This window comes from Ruegeria sp. K3, from assembly GCF_056531845.1.
The window spans coordinates 55,262-71,782 of sequence record NZ_JBQFMM010000003.1; the positions used below are offsets into that span (position 1 = coordinate 55,262).

The following is a 16,521-nucleotide window of genomic DNA, read 5'->3' on the forward strand; positions in this document are numbered from 1 at the left end:
CGAAAGCGCACAAAGGACAATTCCGTGGCGAACCATCTGTATAAAAATGACCTGCCGGACGGGTTGGATTTGGGCCCCATCGTGGCCATTGACTGTGAAACCATGGGGTTGAACCCGCATCGAGATCGCCTGTGCGTGATCCAGATGTCAGGAGGGGACGGCAACAGCCATATCGTTCAGGTCGAGATTGGGCAGACGCAGGCGCCGAACCTCTATGCGATGCTGGAAAATCCGAATGTTTTGAAGCTGTTCCACTTTGGCCGCTTCGATATTGCTGCGATGTATCACACCTTCGGCGCTTTGGCCGCCCCGGTCTATTGCACCAAGATCGCCAGCCGCTTGGTGCGCACCTATACTGATCGTCATGGTCTTAAGAACCTGTGTCAGGAACTGATTGGCGTCGATATCTCGAAACAACAACAGATGAGCGATTGGGGTGCTGAAACGCTGACCGATGCCCAGTTGGACTATGCGGCATCGGATGTTTTGTACCTGCACCAACTGCGGGATGCACTGGACGGACGTCTGGCCCGCGAAGGCCGCACCGAAATGGCGCAGGCGTGTTTTGACTTCCTGCCAATGCGTGCGAAGCTTGACCTCGCAGGCTGGCCCGAAACCGATATTTTTGCGCACTCATGACTGACACCGAAGCATTCCTCAGAACCGCCCGGCAGGTCGTTACCGACGAAGCCCGCGCATTGGAGGTCCTTGCCGAAAGCTTGGACGAGCATTTCGCCGAAGCCGTGCAACTGATCCTGCAGGCCACTGGCCGCATCATTATCAGTGGTATCGGCAAATCCGGCCATATTGGCCACAAGATCGCGGCGACTCTGGCCAGCACTGGTACGCCCGCCTATTTTGTCCATCCCGCCGAAGCCAGCCATGGTGATTTGGGCATGGTATCGAAAGGCGATGTGGTCCTTGCGATCTCGAACTCAGGTGAAGCGCCGGAACTGGCGAACTTACTGGCCTTTACGCGTCGCTTTGGAATTCCGCTGATCGGGTTGTCGAGCAAGCCGGAAAGCACCTTGATGAAACAGGCGGATGTGCATCTGCTTATCCCGTCACTGGGAGAGGCCTGCGGCTTTGGGATGGTGCCTTCAATTTCGACGACGCTGACCCTTGCGATGGGCGACGCGCTGGCGATTGCGCTGATGAAGTACCGGGATTTCAAACCCGAAGATTTCCGCGCTTACCACCCCGGTGGAAAGTTGGGGGCGCAACTGTCAACTGTACGTGATCTGATGCATGAAGATTTGCCCTTGGTGACCGCTGGCACCCCGATGAGCGAGGCGCTGCTGGTCATGAGTCAGAAGAGCTTTGGTGTTGTGGGAGTCACTGATCAGGCAGGTCGTTTGCTGGGTATTGTGACCGATGGCGACCTGCGCAGGAACATGGACGGGCTATTGAGCAAAAACACCGAAGAGGTGATGACCGAAAATCCAATGACCATTGCGCCAAGTGCTATGGCGGAGGAGGCGGTTGCAATCATGAACGATCGCAAGATCACGTCACTCTTTGTGGTTGATCCTGACACAAATGGCCCAGCCTTGGGTCTGCTGCACATACATGACTGTCTGCGTGTAGGATTGGGTTAGGAAGATGGCTGAAGTTGATCGCCATTCCCGATGGGTGCAGTTCCTGAAGGTACTGCTACCGCTTGTGGCGATTTTGTTGCTGTCTTCTGTCTTTCTTCTTTCTCGCAGCGTCGACACCAATGTCTCGGTGCCGTTCAGTGATCAGGATATTGACGACCGGCTGACAGACCAGGTTGTTACGCGGCCCGACTATAAAGGTGTCACCCGCAAGGGCGAGGAAATCCGCGTCGAAGCCCGAAGGGCCAGTCAGGGTGGCGATGGCGACACACCGACGGCAGCCGAAGTGCAGGGCCGCTTCGGACTAAGCAACGGGGGCGAGATCACACTCGAATCCAACACAGGCATCATCAGGCCAGACAAGGGTACTGCAACGTTTGCAGGGGATGTGGTCATCACCACCAGAGACGGCATCCAGGTCACCACCGACCTGTTGAATACGTCGCTGGATGAAATACGTGGTGATAGCCCTGGACAGATTGACGGAACCGGTCCGATTGGCGACTTTACTGCCGGAAGAATGGTGTTTGGGACCGAAAAAAAGGACGGTCCGGTTCATATTCTTTTTACAGGCGGCGTGAAGTTGATATATGAGCCGCAAAAAGCAGAAAGATAACTTGTGTTCGATTTACGTGTCGCCTTTTTGTGTCTAGCCGTGGCTGTCGGAGCCACACCTGTTTCTGCACAAGAGGCTCAGGTGGCGTTCGGCTCTGTCAATGCCGACCCGACGCTGCCAGTCGAGGTGACGTCCGAGACATTGAACGTGAATCAGGAAGATGGATCGGCCGAGTTTATCGGCAACGTCATTGTCATCCAGGGTGAGATGCGCCTGACGGCAGACCGGGTTCTTGTCATCTATAACGAAGAACGCTCGGCCATCGAACGGATGGAGGCCACCGAAAACGTGGTTCTGGTCAGTCCGCCCGACGCAGCCGAGGGCGATTGGGCAGAATACACCATCGACTCCGGCGTGATTGAGATGAAGGGCAACGTGTTGCTGACGCAGGGCCCAAGTATCATCAGCGGCGACGAGATGATTGCAAATCTGACGACGGGAACTGCGACGATGTCAGGGCGTGTCAAAACCATTCTGCAACAAGGTGGCAACTGATGAACCGGCCCGAACTCTCCATCGCTGAAGGTTCTTCCGGTCTGAAGATCGAAAAGCTACGAAAGTCTTATCGCAAGAAGACCGTCATTCGCGATGTGTCCATGGAATTGAACCGCTCCGAGGTCGTGGCGTTGCTAGGCCCGAACGGATCGGGCAAGACCACCACTTTTTATTCTGTCGCGGGTCTGGTTTTCCCCGAAGCAGGCACGGTCACGATTGATGGGCAGAGCGTCACGACCCTGCCGATGTATCGTCGTGCCCGGATGGGGATCGGATATCTGCCGCAGGAGATGTCGATTTTCCGCGGGATGAGCGTTGAAGACAACATCGCTTCGGTTCTAGATATCACGGTTAAACATGCCCATCGCCGCAAGGAGCGGCTGGAAGAGCTGCTTTCGGACTTTTCCATCGAACACCTGCGCCGAGCGCCTGCATTGGCATTGTCCGGCGGGGAACGCCGAAGGGTCGAAATTGCGCGCTGTCTGGCCGCCGATCCGAAATATCTGCTGTTGGACGAACCATTTGCGGGTGTCGATCCGATCAGTGTCGGTGATATCCGGCATCTGGTGGCCGATCTGAAAAAGCGTGGCATCGGAGTGCTGATCACGGATCATAACGTCCGGGAAACGCTGGAGATTGTGGATCGGGCTTATATCTTGCATGACGGCCAGGTTTTGATGTCAGGCACGCCCGACGAAGTTGTCGAAAACGAAAATGTTCGCCGGGTCTATCTGGGTGAAAACTTCCGTATTTCATAAGGTTGTGCGGAGATGCGCCTGACGCATGACGGAAATCACGTATATACACACCTGTTTTGATTGACTCTTCCCTCACCTCTTGGCTCAATTGGCATATGGCATTTCTTCGGTTCCAAACTGGATCTCGATCTCCCTTCGTTGAAGGGCCGGGCCAACGGCAACCGCAGAACATGCCGATACCCCCCACCCGATAAAAACAAGTCAGTCGCGTTACGCGGCGTCAGAATGGGTGTGAATTGTGAAGGAGATCACATGCGTTACCAAATCAGCGGAAAACAGATCGACATCGGTGCGGCCCTGCAGACCCATGTGCAGACCGAACTGGGCGAGGTCGTGGGCAAATATGCCCAGCGGCCTACAGACGCCAATGTCGTCTTTTCCCGTTCGGCGCATGAATATGTATGCGAAACCACCGTGCATCTGTCGACCGGCCTGACCGCACAGGCCAAGGCGCACGCGACCGAGATTTACGCGGCATTCGAAGGCTGCTGCGACAAGATGGAGACACAACTGCGACGCTATAAGCGCCGCCTGAAAGACCACCATAAGGATCGGTCCGAGCCGGTTGAACTCTTTGGCGCGTCCTCTTATATCCTCGCCTCTGACGAATCGGAGACGGCAGACGAACCCGAATCGCTGCAGCCTATGATCGTGGCTGAGATGGAAACCAAGATCCCATCGCTCAGTGTTGGTGAAGCCGTCATGCAGATGGAACTCGCTGGTGCTCCGGTACTGGTGTTCCGAAATGAGAACAAGGACGGATTGAATGTCGTTTATCGCCGCGAGGACGGCAATATCGGTTGGATCGATCCGTAACAGGCAAGACAAATCGGCCTGCCCCCGAATAGCCGGGGGCACGGCTTAGGAGCAAAATGATGGAGCTTTCGAGCATTCTAAAGCCAGAAGCGGTGCGTGTACTGTCCGCTGCTTCCAGCAAGAAGCGTTTGTTTCAGGAAATTGGCGATGTGGGCGCCGCGACGCTTGGGCTGGATGCTCAGACGATCGTAGACAGCCTGCTTGAGAGGGAGAGCCTTGGCCCAACTGGTGTTGGACATGGTGTTGCACTTCCGCACGCACGGCTTTCCGAACTAGAATCAGTTTCGGGTGTGTTTGTCATGCTGGAAAAGCCCATCGACTTCGGTTCGGTCGACCGTCAGCCGGTCGATTTGGCGTTTTCCCTGTTTGCGCCAGAAGAGGCGGGGGTTGAACACCTTAAGGCGCTGGCGTTGGTCTCGCGCACGCTGCGCGAGCAATCGGTCTGCGCCAAGCTGCGGGCCAACCCTGACCCGGTAAAGCTGTATGCCATTCTGACTGAAGCGCAATCGATGCAAGCTGCCTGATTGGCCCACTTATCAACAAAAAAAGCCCCCGATTTGTCGGGGGCTTATTTTGTTTCTTTAGCTGGCGTGATCAGCCGCCGGATCCCATTTCCAGCGTCCACCAGATCTTGCCACCGCCTTCTTGGTGCCAGGCGAATCCCATCTGGGTGGCGCGCAGGTCCATGATCACAGCACGAGGACCGGGTTCCTGCATCCATGCGGCCAGCGTTTCGGTCTCGGTCTCAAAGGTTTCCGAGATCGCTTCACCCAGGAATGTACCGAAGTAACCGGCGCGCGCCGCGCGATCCAACGGAGACGAACCGTCCGAACCGAAATGCCATGGCCGATTCTGTCGCGCCATGTCTTTCGCATGAGTGGCGGCAGCTGCATTCAGTTGCGAGTTCAATTGGACCTGTTGCAGGCCAGATGCTTGCCGCAAGGCATTCACCGAATCCAGCATTCTGAACTGCAGCTTTTCAGGGTTGCCACGAATTTTGTACACAGATGGCAGCGGCCTGCCATCGGCGCCAATAGCGGATGTGCCCGAATCGGTACATGCCGCAAGTGCGACAAAACAAATCGCTAGTAGAGAAAGAATACGTGTCATGATCGGCCTAAATATTGTGTCGAGAAGGGAAATAGCCTGCTTGACCGCCCGGAGCAAACCTACAATGCCCCAACCTTGCGTGATTCTGCCGGTTTGATTTGCGACTGAAGCATTCTGGCCATAAAATGCCTTAGATTTTGCATTTGCTGTTAGCAGAGGACCGATCTCCATGGTCAAGAAACATATTCTTACATCGACGCGCCGGGGATTCCTGGCCGGTGCAACCGCTAGCTTGGCCTCGCCTGCGTTGGCTCAGTATATTCCGGGCGATCCGCTACGCCCCGCCCCGGAACCCGAAGCTCCGGTACGCCGCAATGTGTCGGGATTCCGTGCGCTGGACTGGCAGCCCTATTTTTCGAACACAAGAAACGGTGCCATTCTGGTGGATACCGTATCCAGAGCGCTGCATTATTGGTCAGATGATCAATCCGTATACAAACTGTACCCCTCTTCGGTGCCTCTGACCGAGGAATTGACCCGTCGCGGACGCACCAGTGTCATTCGCAAGGTGGAAGGCCCAAGCTGGTCACCGACGCCATCGATGAAGAAGCGCAACCCTGAATGGCCGGATTATATTCCGCCGGGTCCTGATAACCCGCTGGGAACACACGCTTTATATCTGAGCTGGAAGTATTATCGCATCCATGGCACCCACGATACGCGTAAAATTGGACGCCGGTCGTCGAACGGGTGCATTGGCTTGTTCAACGATGACATCGCCGAACTGTTTTCTATGGCCAAGGTCGGCACGCAAGTGTTGCTAATTTGACGACATTTTCGCGCACGAACCCGCTTGCGGGACAAGTTGCAATTGCAATCCGCCTGCATTGCTGATTAGAAAAACTCACGAGGTAAGTCTTAGATGCGTGGTTTCGCTATTGGGAATCGCGCAAATTCTGGAGGTTAATATGAAGAAACTCGTTCTCGCTGCTGCTCTGACTGCTGCTGCTTCGACCGCATATGCTGGCAACCTGGAAGAGCCGGTTGTTGAAGCACCTGTTGTTGTCGAAGAGACCCAAGGTTCGTCGCAGGGCATCATCCTGCCGCTGATCCTGCTGGTTGTTGTTGCCGCAGCTGTTGCAGCAAGCTAAGTCGACGAGACTTTATGCACTTAAAAGGCGGTGGTGCAAACCACCGCCTTTTTTCGTGTCTGGCGAAAGCGCGCGATTAGTCTAACCAACCACGCAGATTGTCTTCGATCACCTTGCTCAGCGCGGCGATATGCGAATCATCGTCGTTAAGGCAAGGGATATAGGTGAACGATTCACCGCCTGCCTCTTCGAAGCTCTCTTTGATCTCTTCGTTGATCTCTTCCAGCGTCTCAATGCAATCGGCAGAGAAGGCAGGTGCGATGACGGCGATGTTCTTCTGACCCTGACGCGCCAGATCAGCCACGTGATCGACGGTGTAGGGCTTCAGCCATTCTTCCGGTCCAAAGCGCGATTGAAAGGTCGAGATCAGCTGATCATCCGTCCATCCCAGACGCTCTTTCAGTAGCCTTGATGTTTTCACGCATTGGCAGTGGTAGGGGTCCCCTTGCTGCAAATAGCGCTGGGGCATCCCGTGATACGAGCAGACCAGGACATCCGGTTTTGTCTCCATATCTGCATAGGCGCGCTCGACAGAGCTCGCCAACGCATCGATATAGGCAGGTTCGTCGAAATAGGCCGGAACAGTTCGGCTGGCAGGCTGCCATGTCTCTTTCATCAACGCGCGGAAGAACTGATCATTTGCTGTAGCAGTCGTGGCACCGGCGTATTGCGGGTAGAGCGGGAAGAACAGGATGCGATCACAGCCTTCTTCTACCATCTCTCGGACCTTCGACGGAGTTGAAGGATTGCCGTAACGCATGCAAAAATCCAGCATCACCCGATCGCCATACCGCTGCTGCATCGCTGCGCGCAGCTTGGCAGTCTGATCTTTGGTGATCGTCATCAACGGGCTTTCGCCCTTATCGTGATTCCAGATTGACTTGTACGCCTCACCCGAACTGAAAGGCCGCTTGGTCAGAATGATGCTTTGCAGAATCGGCTGCCACTTCCACGCCGGGTAGTCGATCACGCGCTTGTCCGACAGGAACTCGTTCAGATACCGCCGCATAGGCCAATAACTGTAGTCATCTGGAGTTCCCAGATTAGCCAGCAGGATGCCGACGCGACCCATCTTGACCATGGGATGGTCTGCAGGGGCATGGGTTGGACGAGTGGCATCAAACATTGAAAGCTTCCTGATTTGTGGTGTCTGGCCTGAGATATAGGGAAAAGGCCGGTCGTCAATCGGGCAGTTTGCCCTCATCCGTACCTAGCGCATCAGCCAGCCGCATCTTGGCGGATCCCGGACGCAAAGGTTTGGGTTGGCTGTCATCGGGGGTCCAGCCCGTCAGACAGATCAATTCAAATGTTGCCGTCAGGCGGCCCTGTGGCGATTTGTAATGTCCGGCATAGATGTCTTGCGCTTTGTCAAAAACAGCACGTCGGGTCGCGTGTTTCAGGCGATCGGCCAATGCGTTGGTTTCTCCCATTGCACGCAGATCACGCATCAGATGCAGCAGATCGCGGTATTCCGCAGACAGTGTCGCCTTGTCGGCGACGGGTAAAGCCAGCCCGGCCCGCTGCAGCAGCCCCCCCAGATCACGAAGCTCGGCCATAGGAGCAATACGGGGGCTGAGACCGCCAGTCACCTCGATCTCGGCTTGACCCAAAGCCGCGCGTAATTCCTTAAGGGTGTCGCCCCCTAAACATACCGCTAACAGCAATCCGTCGGATTTTAGGGCGCGATGGCATTGGATCAGTTGGCCGACCGGGTCGTTTGCCCAATGCAGTGCCATCGCATGTATCAAGAGATCATGCGCTCCTGGAGTTAGGTCGAGAACATCTTCATCCCTGATCACCCGGGCCTCGGGCCACAACCCCTCCCAGATATGAGGGAAGGGGGTCACGACGGCGGGGGCCTTAAAGGTTTTGTTAACCATGGACAGACGATCCTGCACTTCGTCGACAGCGACATGGTGCAGGAAAAGCGCGTCGTCCCGCGCGCGGCTGCGGTGAAGCGCAAGGACGGCGCGGTCAAACAGAGAGGGTGTAGTGTCGGACGGAAGCTTCATAAGCCGCAAGTATCGCATTCGTCAGGGGATTCAAACCGCTGTCGAGATGATCTACCCACCGCGTTGCCTGTCCTGCGGAGCACTGACCGAATCCGATTTCGGCCTCTGCGGCGCATGCTGGCGCGACACGCCGTTCATCGGTGGCACCGTCTGCGAAAGCTGCGGCATGCCACTTCCCGGCGCGCGGGACGGACACCGGATTGAATGTGATGACTGCCTCAGGGCACCACGCGCGTGGCAGCATGGTCGGGCAGCGTTGCTGTATCAGGGGCGCGCGAAGGCACTCATACTTGCCTTTAAGCACGGGGATCGGCCTGAGTTGGCCCGCCCTGCCGCACGCTGGATGGCTCAAGCCGGGCAAGAGCTGTTGCACCCGAACATGCTGATCGCGCCGGTTCCGCTGCACTGGACCCGGCTGATCAAGCGTCGCTACAATCAATCGGTGCTGCTGGCGGGGCATCTGGGCCGGGAAGCGGAGTTGAGCGTCTGCCCCGATCTTCTGGTACGCACGGTACGCACCCCTGTTCTGGATGGAAAAACTGCGGTTGAGCGATCCCTTGCGCTGTCCAACGCCATATCTCTGCATCGAAAACGTGCACCCATGATCAGAGGCCGGGATATTCTTCTGGTCGATGATGTTATGACCTCGGGTGCGACGTTGGACGCCTGCGCGCGTGTCTGTCGCGCGTCAGGGGCAAATCATATTTTCGTGTTGGTACTGGCGCGCGTTGCCAAGGATGCCTAATTCGCCCAAGAATGTGCGAGACCCAAAGGGACGGAATATGAAGCCGGTAGAAATCTACACCTCGCCGCTGTGCGGCTTTTGTCATGCGGCCAAGCGGTTGTTGAAACAGAAAGGCGTCGAATTCAAGGAAATCGACGTGCTGATGCATCCGAAACGCAAACCTGAAATGATCCAGCGCGCGGCAGGAAAACGCACTGTGCCGCAGATTTTTGTGGGCACCACCCATGTTGGTGGGTGCGACGATCTTTACGAGCTTGAACGTCAGGGCAAGCTGGACCGCCTGCTGGCGGCTTGATGAAAACCGCTTTGCTGCAGATCACTGCGTCGGATGATCCGGCTGAGAATCTCGAGATGGTGCGTGCCATGATGGCCCACGCGGCAGCGCAGGGTGCGCAGTTCATTCTGACGCCCGAGGTCACGAATTGCGTCTCCACCAGCACCACACGCCAGCACGAGGTTCTGCAGCACGAAGAAGATGACATTACTTTGGCGGGTCTGTGCGAACAGGCCGCCAAATTGGGTGTCTGGCTGCTGATCGGGTCACTTGCGATCAAAACGCATGACTCGGACGGGCGCTTTGCCAACCGTAGCTTCATGGTCAACCCGCAGGGGCAGATCGTGGCGCGGTACGACAAGATTCACATGTTCGACGTGCAAGTCACGGAATCCGAGACCTTCCGCGAATCGAAGAACTATCGCCCCGGTCAGAAAGCGGTGATTGCCGACACCGATTTCGGTAAAGTCGGCCTGACCATCTGCTATGATATTCGATTTCCCTACCTGTATGCCGCTTTGGCGCAGGCGGGCGCGCGGATTCTCACCGTCCCGGCGGCGTTTTCGCCGGTCACCGGTGCTGCCCATTGGGAAGCACTGCTGCGCGCGCGGGCCATTGAGACCGGCTGCTGGGTGCTGGCTCCGGCACAAACGGGTGAGCACCCTAAAACTCGCGGCAAGACGCGATATACACACGGCCACAGTATGATTGTCGCCCCGTGGGGAGAGGTGCTGATCGACGCAGGCACCGATCCGGGCATTCACTTTTTTGATTTGGATGATAGGTCTGTTACAGAGGCGCGACGACGCGTGCCTTCACTAACACATGTCCGCCCCTTTGACGCACCCTGATCCAGAACCGGACCATGACTGACGAAAAAAATGCCCTTGCGGTCACGCTGTTCAGCGAGATCCTGACCGCCGATCAGCTATTGCGCAACCGGCTGAGCCGGGTGCTGCCCAAGGGCATGGAAATCTCGCATTTCTCGGTGCTGAACCATCTGGTGTTTGTCGGCGACGAGCGCACCCCGGCGCAACTTGCCAACACGTTCCATGTGACGCGCGGGGCGATGACCAACACTTTGGCCAAGCTGGAATGGGCCGGTTATATCCACATCCGCCCCGACTGGGACGACGCCCGCCGCAAGATGGTCGCCATCAGCCCCGCAGGCCGACGCGCACGCGATCAGGCGATTTCCTCGATTGCCCCGCTGATCAACCGCGTGGTCGGAGAGCTGGGGCTGGAGCGGGTGCGCAGCACGCTGCCCGTGCTACGGGATTTGCGGTTGCAGTTGGAGGGGGAGTAGGGGCTTTACGCCAACTGCGCCAAAGGATCTTAAAAGATGACGGATGAAATTTGGGTTTCAGACATTACCGTCGGGATGGACCTGCAGAGGCCATTCCGGGCGCTTGTCCCCGATGATTTTCCTGAAGAACCAAGTGAACGCTTCAAGGCCTTCAGGTGGCAACCCGGATCAGGTTATCATGCGAATCTGTATCGTTGGCAGCGCCACGGGGAGCCGCTGGAGCAGCAGGATATCTTGCCGGATTTCTTTCAAGAGGTTGCACCTGAAGATCATGATTTTGAGCCTCACTACGGCAAGTATTCTGCTGTAATCACGTTGTTTGGAATTCTCGCGGTTCGATCAGATGTTGCCGATGTCCTCAAGAACTTCGACTTGGGGCAAGGGGGGCTTTATCCCGTCAACCTATTCGAAAAAGACAAGATCACACCGATTGAGCAGAACTACTCGATCCTGTGGATCGCAAACAAATCAGGCACGCTGAACATTGCTGAGTCAAAAGGCCTTCTGCGTCGCCGACCCGATCGGGATGACCTTTTCCGACTTCCTGAATGGAAGGATGCCAAGCCCGGGGATGTTTTCTGCAATGCGGATGCGGCGTCCGGGATCGACATTTGGCGCGACCAGGGCGTACCACATCGTGTTTTTCTAAATGGGCTTCTTAAACAAGCGTTAGACGAAGCTGGGTTTGCTCCAGCATTCAGTTTTCACCGTTTGGCCGTCAAATAGGCAATTGTAAGATGGGTGCAATCGCCCATCCTACCTCGGCTTCACACTCGCCGTCACATAGTTCACACTCAAATCCCGGTCCGAGATCGACCAGCTCCACAGGATCGGGTTGAAGACGAACCCCTTGCGGTCCACCGGTTCCAGCCCGGCCTGGCGCAGCAGGTCGAACAGCTCATCCGGGGTGATGAACTTGTTCCACTCGTGCGTGCCGCGCGGCAGCCAACGCATGACGACCTCGGCCCCGATGATGGCCATCGCGTAGGATTTCGGGTTGCGATTGATGGTTGAGCAGATCAGTAACCCGCCCGGTTTCAGCAATTGCTGCGATGCGGTCAGGAAACCCAACGGATCAGCGACGTGTTCGACCACTTCCATATTCAGCACCACATCGAACTGTTCGCCTGCGGCGGCCATGTCTTCGGCGGTAGTGTGGCGGTAGTCGATCTGCAGCCCCGATTGCTCGGCATGGATGCGAGCGACCGGCAGGTTGCCTTCGGCGGCGTCGGCGCCCACGACCGTGGCGCCCAAACGCGCCATCGGTTCGCTCAATAACCCGCCGCCGCAGCCGATATCCAGCAGGCGCAAGCCTTCGAAGGGACGCGGAGCTTTCAGATCACGGTCGAACTCGCCTGCGATCTGCTGTGTGATATAATCCAGGCGACACGGATTCAGCATGTGCAGAGGTTTGAATTTCCCATGCGGGTCCCACCATTCCGCAGCCATCGCCTCGAATTTTGCGATCTCGGACGGGTCAACCGTGTTCGGATGCGCTTGCATTCCTGTCTCCGTGTGCTCTTTTACGCTTAAGGACTATATAGGGTCGTAATGGATAAGTACCCGGACCAAAAGCGCGCAGTTCAATATCTTTACCCGCCGATCGATCCGTTCGATCAGCGCGTGGTCGATATGGGCGATGGGCACCGTATTTATGTGGAACAATGCGGTAATCCCAATGGGATACCAGTGGTGATCCTGCATGGCGGGCCGGGCGGCGGCTGCAGCCCGGCGATGCGACGGTATTTCAACCCGGATGCCTATCGGGTGATTCTCTTTGATCAGCGCGGATGTGGCCGGTCGCGGCCAACCGCGTCAGTCGAAAACAACACGACATGGCATCTGGTGGCGGATATCGAGCGTCTGCGCAAATTGTTCGACATCGAAGATTGGATCGTCTTTGGCGGCAGCTGGGGCGCGACACTGGCGTTGATCTATGCCCAAACACATCCAGATCGGGTAAATCGGCTGGTATTGCGCGGCGTGTTTCTGGCCACACAGGCCGAGCTGGACTGGTTTTATGGCGGTGGTGCGGGCAAATTCTGGCCTGAACAATGGGCCAAGTTCACCTCTCTCTTGCCCGAACATGAAGTAAATGACGCAATTTCGGCCTACAACAAGCGCCTGTTTTCGGGCGACCGCGCGACCGAGATCCTCTATGCCCGCGCGTGGTCACATTGGGAAAACGCTTTGGCTTCGATCCACACCAACGGATCGGTCGGGGAAAGCCCCGGCGAATACGCGCGAACTTTTGCGCGGCTTGAGAATCACTATTTCACGAACAAGGCGTTTCTTGAGTATGACGGGCAAATTCTGGATCAGATGGACCGGATTGCCCATATTCCCGGTCATATCGTTCAGGGACGCTATGACATGATCTGCCCACCGCAGGCTGCATGGAACCTGTCCGAGCGCTGGCCCAATGTCGAACTGAAGATGGTGCGGCAGGCCGGTCACGCCCTGTCAGAACCGGGCATCAGCGCGGAACTGGTTCGGATCATGGATCGCGTGTCGGAGGAAACGGTATGACTCGCATCGACCGTCGCGCATTATTTGCCTCGGGCGCCGCCGCCGCTTTGCTGGCGGCGACAGGAGCGTCTCTGGCCGATACGCCGAAACAGGGCGGCACCTTACGGCTGGCGGTGCCACGCGACAACAGTCTGGAACAGGTGGCTCGGGGCGCAGTCTTTGACAGCCTGACCGAGATCGCGCCTGATGGTACCCTGCGCGGAGAGCTGGCTACAAATTGGCAGACCGATGCTGATGCGCGGGTCTGGAACTTTGATTTGCGCGACGATGCTGTGTTCCACGATGGCACCAAGCTGGACGTGAACGATGTTCTAGCTGTTCTGGAAGATATTGGTCAGGCCGAGGCCATTGCACCTGATCGTGTGCAGCTGCAATTGGCCGAGGGCAACCCGGGACTACCATTCTTGCTGGCTGGGTCACGGTTTGTCATTGCGCGAGGGGGCGTGACGCCACTGGCTCAGGCCAACGGCACAGGATGCTACCGGGTTGAGCGGGCCGAGGATGAACGTCATTTCCGCGCACGCAGGGTGTCCAATCACTACAAAAGCGGAACGGCAGGATGGGTTGATACGCTTGAGATTATCGTGATCCCGGACGCCGGGGTGCGGGCCGAAGCATTGCGCGATGGATATGTAGATATCGCAGCGCTCCCGGCTGGTGAGGAGCTGACCGCGCAACGCGGGCTGCGATATCATCCGTCTGAGGCCGAGATGGCGTTGGCAATGGCCTCTCATGTCGGTATGCCGCGCCAGATCAGCCGGGCTGCGCTGGATGATGGGCGCATCGCCGAACGGTGGTGGCTGGCGTAAATTTGATCACGATTTGCGCCGGGGGTTGCAGACTCAGGAACTCCTGCGTATATGCAGTTGCAACAGCGGCGCGTCGGACTTCTGGTCCGGGGCTCCACCGGAAAATTCGACGGGCCGCGCGCCCGTTTTTTTGTGCCCGATAGCAGGGTAGAGAACCTGAATGACAAACGACCTGATAGCCAAAGCTGCCATCGACCGGCGACTGGCCGAGATCATCACCCCTGTGATCGAGGATCTGGGGTATGAGCTTGTCCGCATTCGGCTGATGAGCGGCAAGACCACCACGATGCAGATCATGGCAGACAAGCCCAATGGCGGCATCGAAGTGGATGACTGCGCCGAGATTTCCAATGCGGTCAGCGCCACGCTGGACGTCGAAGACCCCATTTTGGACGCCTACACGCTTGAAGTTTCCAGCCCTGGAATTGACCGCCCTCTGACCCGTCTCAAAGATTTTGAGACGTTCGAAGGGTATGAGGCCAAGATCGAAACCGCAGAACTGATCGACGGTCGCCGCCGCTTCAAGGGCGAATTGGCCGGGATCGAAGGGGATGAGGTTCTGATCAACATCCCCGAGGGAGACGAGACGATCACCATCGGTTTGCAATTCGACTGGCTGAGCGATGCCAAGCTGGTCCTGACCGATGATCTGATCAAGGAAATGCTGCGCCAGCGCAAAGACGCTGGTGCCCTGAACGAAAACGCTTTCGACGAGATTGAGACCGAAGGGTCCGAAGAGGAGACGAACTGATGGCAATCACCTCAGCCAACCAGCTGGAGCTGCTGCAGACCGCCGAGGCCGTGGCCCGCGAAAAGATGATCGACCCCGGTCTGGTTGTCGAAGCGATGGAAGAATCGCTCGCCCGTGCCGCCAAGAGCCGTTACGGCGCCGAGATGGACATCCGCGTCAGCATCGACCGCAAGACCGGCAAGGCGACCTTCACCCGCGTCCGCACCGTGGTCGAGGATGAAGAGCTTGAGAACTATCAGGCCGAGATGACCGTCGAGCAGGCGCGCCAGTACATGGAATCGCCCGAGGTTGGCGACGTCTTCGTTGAAGAAGTGCCGCCGGTTGAAATGGGTCGTATCGCTGCTCAGTCCGCCAAGCAGGTCATCTTGCAAAAGGTTCGCGAAGCCGAGCGTGATCGTCAGTACGAAGAATTCAAGGATCGTGCAGGCACCATCATCAACGGTGCGGTCAAGCGTGAAGAGTTCGGCAATGTGATCGTCGATCTGGGCGGTGCCGAGGCCGTTCTGCGCCGCAATGACAAGATCGGTCGCGAAAGCTATCGCCCGAACGACCGTGTGCGCGCCTATATCAAAGAGGTTCGCCGCGAGGTGCGTGGTCACCAGATCTTCCTGTCGCGCACTGCGCCGGAATTCATGGCCGAGCTGTTCAAGATGGAAGTACCGGAAATCTATGACGGCATCATCGAGGTCAAGGCCGTTGCTCGTGATCCCGGCTCGCGCGCCAAGATTGCCGTGATTTCTTATGACGGCTCGATTGACCCCGTCGGCGCTTGTGTTGGTATGCGCGGCAGCCGCGTGCAGGCCGTGGTAAACGAGCTGCAGGGAGAGAAAATCGACATCATCCCGTGGAACGAAGATCAGCCAACTTTCCTTGTGAACGCTCTGCAGCCCGCCGAAGTTTCAAAGGTGGTTCTGGACGAAGAAGCCGGCAAGATCGAAGTTGTGGTTCCCGAGGAGCAACTGAGCCTCGCCATTGGCCGTCGTGGTCAGAACGTGCGTCTGGCCAGCCAGCTGACCAATCTGGACATCGACATCATGACCGAAGCCGAAGAATCGGCGCGCCGTCAGAAAGAATTCGAGGCCCGTACCCAGTTGTTCATGGAAACGCTGGATCTGGACGAATTCTTCGCTCAGCTGCTGGTTTCTGAAGGCTTCACCAACCTCGAAGAAGTGGCATACGTTGAAATCGACGAACTGCTGGTCATCGACGGTGTGGATGAAGGAACCGCGCAAGAACTTCAGACACGTGCACGCGAATTCCTGGAAGCTCAGGCCAAGGCGGCGCTGGATGCAGCCCGTGCGCTGGGTGCCGAGGACAGTCTTATTGAATTCGAGGGCCTGACACCCCAGATGGTAGAGGCGCTGGCCAAGGATGATGTGAAGACTCTGGAAGACTTCGCAACCTGCGCCGACTGGGAACTGGCCGGTGGCTGGACTACGGTCGATGGCGAACGCATCAAGGATGATGGTGTACTGGAGCCCTTCGGCGTGACGCTGGAAGAGGCGCAGGATCTGGTCATGACCGCGCGCATCATGCTGGGCTGGGTTGATCCGGCCGAGCTGGAGCAGGCCGAAGAAGACGGTGAAGCAACCGATGAGGAGGTCGAGGCCTGAT

The 16,521-nt window shown here is 57.1% G+C and carries 22 protein-coding genes; 18 read left to right on the forward strand and 4 right to left on the reverse strand.

All coding sequences use genetic code 11. The features are described 5' to 3' along the window. Positions 1–24: 24 nt before the first annotated feature. The 7 genes from ACR0MP_RS06765 (at position 25) to ACR0MP_RS06795 (ending at position 4,804) form a co-directional block, all read left to right on the forward strand. Positions 25–639, forward strand: coding sequence for a ribonuclease D (locus ACR0MP_RS06765; RefSeq protein WP_170408673.1), 615 nt, complete (start codon positions 25–27; stop codon positions 637–639). Beyond that, a complete protein-coding gene (locus ACR0MP_RS06770; protein WP_170395309.1) occupies positions 636–1,598 on the forward strand; it encodes a KpsF/GutQ family sugar-phosphate isomerase in 963 nt (320 codons plus the stop codon). Before ACR0MP_RS06765 ends, ACR0MP_RS06770 begins: the two co-directional genes overlap by 4 nt. Positions 1,599–1,602: 4 nt before the next feature. Next, the gene (locus tag ACR0MP_RS06775) at positions 1,603–2,211 is read left to right on the forward strand and encodes an LPS export ABC transporter periplasmic protein LptC (RefSeq protein ID WP_170408672.1); all 609 of its coding nucleotides are present in this window, start codon (positions 1,603–1,605) and stop codon (positions 2,209–2,211) included. Positions 2,212–2,214: 3 nt separating this feature from the next. Beyond that, complete coding sequence (locus ACR0MP_RS06780) at positions 2,215–2,706, forward strand: LptA/OstA family protein (protein ID WP_255611996.1); 492 nt, start codon at positions 2,215–2,217, stop codon at positions 2,704–2,706. Continuing rightward, positions 2,706–3,464 (forward strand): LPS export ABC transporter ATP-binding protein, encoded by a 759-nt coding sequence (gene lptB / locus ACR0MP_RS06785; protein ID WP_170395315.1) that lies wholly within the window; start codon positions 2,706–2,708, stop codon positions 3,462–3,464. The genes ACR0MP_RS06780 and lptB overlap by 1 nt, the downstream gene beginning before the upstream one ends. A 252-nt stretch (positions 3,465–3,716) precedes the next feature. Then, positions 3,717–4,280 (forward strand): ribosome hibernation-promoting factor, HPF/YfiA family, encoded by a 564-nt coding sequence (hpf, locus tag ACR0MP_RS06790; RefSeq protein ID WP_039541074.1) that lies wholly within the window; start codon positions 3,717–3,719, stop codon positions 4,278–4,280. A 59-nt stretch (positions 4,281–4,339) separates the two neighbouring features. Continuing rightward, positions 4,340–4,804 carry a PTS sugar transporter subunit IIA gene (locus ACR0MP_RS06795; RefSeq protein WP_170395318.1) on the forward strand — a complete coding sequence of 155 codons (465 nt, stop codon included), beginning with the start codon at positions 4,340–4,342 and terminating at the stop codon, positions 4,802–4,804. A 70-nt stretch (positions 4,805–4,874) separates the two neighbouring features. On the opposite strand, the gene dalA is transcribed toward ACR0MP_RS06795, so the two are convergent. Further along, positions 4,875–5,390, reverse strand: coding sequence for a divisome-associated lipoprotein DalA (gene dalA / locus ACR0MP_RS06800; RefSeq protein WP_480886200.1), 516 nt, complete (start codon positions 5,388–5,390; stop codon positions 4,875–4,877). 169 nt (positions 5,391–5,559) lie between these two features. On the opposite strand from dalA, the gene ACR0MP_RS06805 reads away from it, so the two are divergent. Then, positions 5,560–6,159 (forward strand): L,D-transpeptidase, encoded by a 600-nt coding sequence (locus ACR0MP_RS06805; protein ID WP_170395325.1) that lies wholly within the window; start codon positions 5,560–5,562, stop codon positions 6,157–6,159. Between the two features lie 139 nt (positions 6,160–6,298). Continuing rightward, complete coding sequence (locus tag ACR0MP_RS06810; RefSeq protein ID WP_010442520.1) at positions 6,299–6,481, forward strand: hypothetical protein; 183 nt, start codon at positions 6,299–6,301, stop codon at positions 6,479–6,481. A gap of 76 nt (positions 6,482–6,557) precedes the next feature. On the opposite strand, the gene hemH is transcribed toward ACR0MP_RS06810, so the two are convergent. Both hemH and ACR0MP_RS06820 read right to left on the reverse strand, forming a co-directional pair. Then, positions 6,558–7,607, reverse strand: coding sequence for a ferrochelatase (gene hemH / locus ACR0MP_RS06815; RefSeq protein WP_480886202.1), 1,050 nt, complete (start codon positions 7,605–7,607; stop codon positions 6,558–6,560). 55 nt (positions 7,608–7,662) lie between these two features. Then, positions 7,663–8,493, reverse strand: a complete 831-nt coding sequence (locus ACR0MP_RS06820; protein WP_170408670.1) for a methyltransferase domain-containing protein — start codon at positions 8,491–8,493, stop codon at positions 7,663–7,665. Here ACR0MP_RS06820 and ACR0MP_RS06825 point away from each other — a divergent pair. The 5 genes from ACR0MP_RS06825 to ACR0MP_RS06845 are packed head-to-tail and all read left to right on the forward strand — an operon-like array spanning position 8,474 to position 11,544. After that, on the forward strand, positions 8,474–9,238 hold the full coding sequence (locus ACR0MP_RS06825) for a double zinc ribbon domain-containing protein (RefSeq protein WP_480762246.1): 765 nt from the start codon (positions 8,474–8,476) through the stop codon (positions 9,236–9,238). The genes ACR0MP_RS06820 and ACR0MP_RS06825 overlap by 20 nt on opposite strands. A 37-nt stretch (positions 9,239–9,275) precedes the next feature. Next, positions 9,276–9,533: a glutaredoxin 3 gene (grxC, locus tag ACR0MP_RS06830; protein ID WP_170395334.1), complete on the forward strand. Its 258-nt coding sequence runs from the start codon at positions 9,276–9,278 to the stop codon at positions 9,531–9,533. Further along, a complete protein-coding gene (locus ACR0MP_RS06835; protein ID WP_170408669.1) occupies positions 9,533–10,363 on the forward strand; it encodes a carbon-nitrogen hydrolase family protein in 831 nt (276 codons plus the stop codon). Before grxC ends, ACR0MP_RS06835 begins: the two co-directional genes overlap by 1 nt. 14 nt (positions 10,364–10,377) lie before the next feature. Continuing rightward, on the forward strand, positions 10,378–10,818 hold the full coding sequence (locus ACR0MP_RS06840) for a MarR family winged helix-turn-helix transcriptional regulator (protein ID WP_170395340.1): 441 nt from the start codon (positions 10,378–10,380) through the stop codon (positions 10,816–10,818). A gap of 36 nt (positions 10,819–10,854) precedes the next feature. Then, positions 10,855–11,544, forward strand: coding sequence for a hypothetical protein (locus tag ACR0MP_RS06845; protein ID WP_170408668.1), 690 nt, complete (start codon positions 10,855–10,857; stop codon positions 11,542–11,544). Positions 11,545–11,574: 30 nt separating this feature from the next. Here ACR0MP_RS06845 and ubiG read toward each other — a convergent pair whose 3' ends face one another. After that, positions 11,575–12,321: a bifunctional 2-polyprenyl-6-hydroxyphenol methylase/3-demethylubiquinol 3-O-methyltransferase UbiG gene (ubiG, locus tag ACR0MP_RS06850; protein ID WP_170408667.1), complete on the reverse strand. Its 747-nt coding sequence runs from the start codon at positions 12,319–12,321 to the stop codon at positions 11,575–11,577. 48 nt (positions 12,322–12,369) lie between these two features. Between ubiG and pip the strand changes: the two genes are divergently transcribed. The 4 genes from pip (at position 12,370) to nusA (ending at position 16,520) form a co-directional block, all read left to right on the forward strand. Further along, on the forward strand, positions 12,370–13,347 hold the full coding sequence (pip, locus tag ACR0MP_RS06855) for a prolyl aminopeptidase (RefSeq protein ID WP_170636522.1): 978 nt from the start codon (positions 12,370–12,372) through the stop codon (positions 13,345–13,347). Then, positions 13,344–14,156, forward strand: coding sequence for an ABC transporter substrate-binding protein (locus ACR0MP_RS06860; RefSeq protein ID WP_170408665.1), 813 nt, complete (start codon positions 13,344–13,346; stop codon positions 14,154–14,156). Before pip ends, ACR0MP_RS06860 begins: the two co-directional genes overlap by 4 nt. A 160-nt stretch (positions 14,157–14,316) precedes the next feature. Continuing rightward, complete coding sequence (gene rimP, locus ACR0MP_RS06865) at positions 14,317–14,907, forward strand: ribosome maturation factor RimP (RefSeq protein ID WP_170408664.1); 591 nt, start codon at positions 14,317–14,319, stop codon at positions 14,905–14,907. Continuing rightward, a complete protein-coding gene (gene nusA / locus ACR0MP_RS06870; protein ID WP_170395353.1) occupies positions 14,907–16,520 on the forward strand; it encodes a transcription termination factor NusA in 1,614 nt (537 codons plus the stop codon). The genes rimP and nusA overlap by 1 nt, the downstream gene beginning before the upstream one ends. The last annotated feature ends 1 nt before the right edge of the window (position 16,521 follow it).

Bases quoted from the DNA above. Each gene is read 5' to 3' on its own strand.
- ACR0MP_RS06810 (WP_010442520.1), top strand. From the start codon at position 6,299: ATGAAGAAACTCGTTCTCGCTGCTGCTCTGACTGCTGCTGCTTCGACC.
- dalA (WP_480886200.1), bottom strand. From the start codon at position 5,390: ATGACACGTATTCTTTCTCTACTAGCGATTTGTTTTGTCGCACTTGCG.
- ubiG (WP_170408667.1), bottom strand. From the start codon at position 12,321: ATGCAAGCGCATCCGAACACGGTTGACCCGTCCGAGATCGCAAAATTC.
- grxC (WP_170395334.1), top strand. From the start codon at position 9,276: ATGAAGCCGGTAGAAATCTACACCTCGCCGCTGTGCGGCTTTTGTCAT.
- ACR0MP_RS06775 (WP_170408672.1), top strand. From the start codon at position 1,603: ATGGCTGAAGTTGATCGCCATTCCCGATGGGTGCAGTTCCTGAAGGTA.
- pip (WP_170636522.1), top strand. From the start codon at position 12,370: ATGGATAAGTACCCGGACCAAAAGCGCGCAGTTCAATATCTTTACCCG.
- ACR0MP_RS06840 (WP_170395340.1), top strand. From the start codon at position 10,378: ATGACTGACGAAAAAAATGCCCTTGCGGTCACGCTGTTCAGCGAGATC.
- ACR0MP_RS06860 (WP_170408665.1), top strand. From the start codon at position 13,344: ATGACTCGCATCGACCGTCGCGCATTATTTGCCTCGGGCGCCGCCGCC.
- ACR0MP_RS06845 (WP_170408668.1), top strand. From the start codon at position 10,855: ATGACGGATGAAATTTGGGTTTCAGACATTACCGTCGGGATGGACCTG.
- lptB (WP_170395315.1), top strand. From the start codon at position 2,706: ATGAACCGGCCCGAACTCTCCATCGCTGAAGGTTCTTCCGGTCTGAAG.
- hemH (WP_480886202.1), bottom strand. From the start codon at position 7,607: ATGTTTGATGCCACTCGTCCAACCCATGCCCCTGCAGACCATCCCATG.
- ACR0MP_RS06770 (WP_170395309.1), top strand. From the start codon at position 636: ATGACTGACACCGAAGCATTCCTCAGAACCGCCCGGCAGGTCGTTACC.
- ACR0MP_RS06820 (WP_170408670.1), bottom strand. From the start codon at position 8,493: ATGAAGCTTCCGTCCGACACTACACCCTCTCTGTTTGACCGCGCCGTC.
- rimP (WP_170408664.1), top strand. From the start codon at position 14,317: ATGACAAACGACCTGATAGCCAAAGCTGCCATCGACCGGCGACTGGCC.
- ACR0MP_RS06805 (WP_170395325.1), top strand. From the start codon at position 5,560: ATGGTCAAGAAACATATTCTTACATCGACGCGCCGGGGATTCCTGGCC.
- nusA (WP_170395353.1), top strand. From the start codon at position 14,907: ATGGCAATCACCTCAGCCAACCAGCTGGAGCTGCTGCAGACCGCCGAG.
- hpf (WP_039541074.1), top strand. From the start codon at position 3,717: ATGCGTTACCAAATCAGCGGAAAACAGATCGACATCGGTGCGGCCCTG.
- ACR0MP_RS06795 (WP_170395318.1), top strand. From the start codon at position 4,340: ATGGAGCTTTCGAGCATTCTAAAGCCAGAAGCGGTGCGTGTACTGTCC.
- ACR0MP_RS06835 (WP_170408669.1), top strand. From the start codon at position 9,533: ATGAAAACCGCTTTGCTGCAGATCACTGCGTCGGATGATCCGGCTGAG.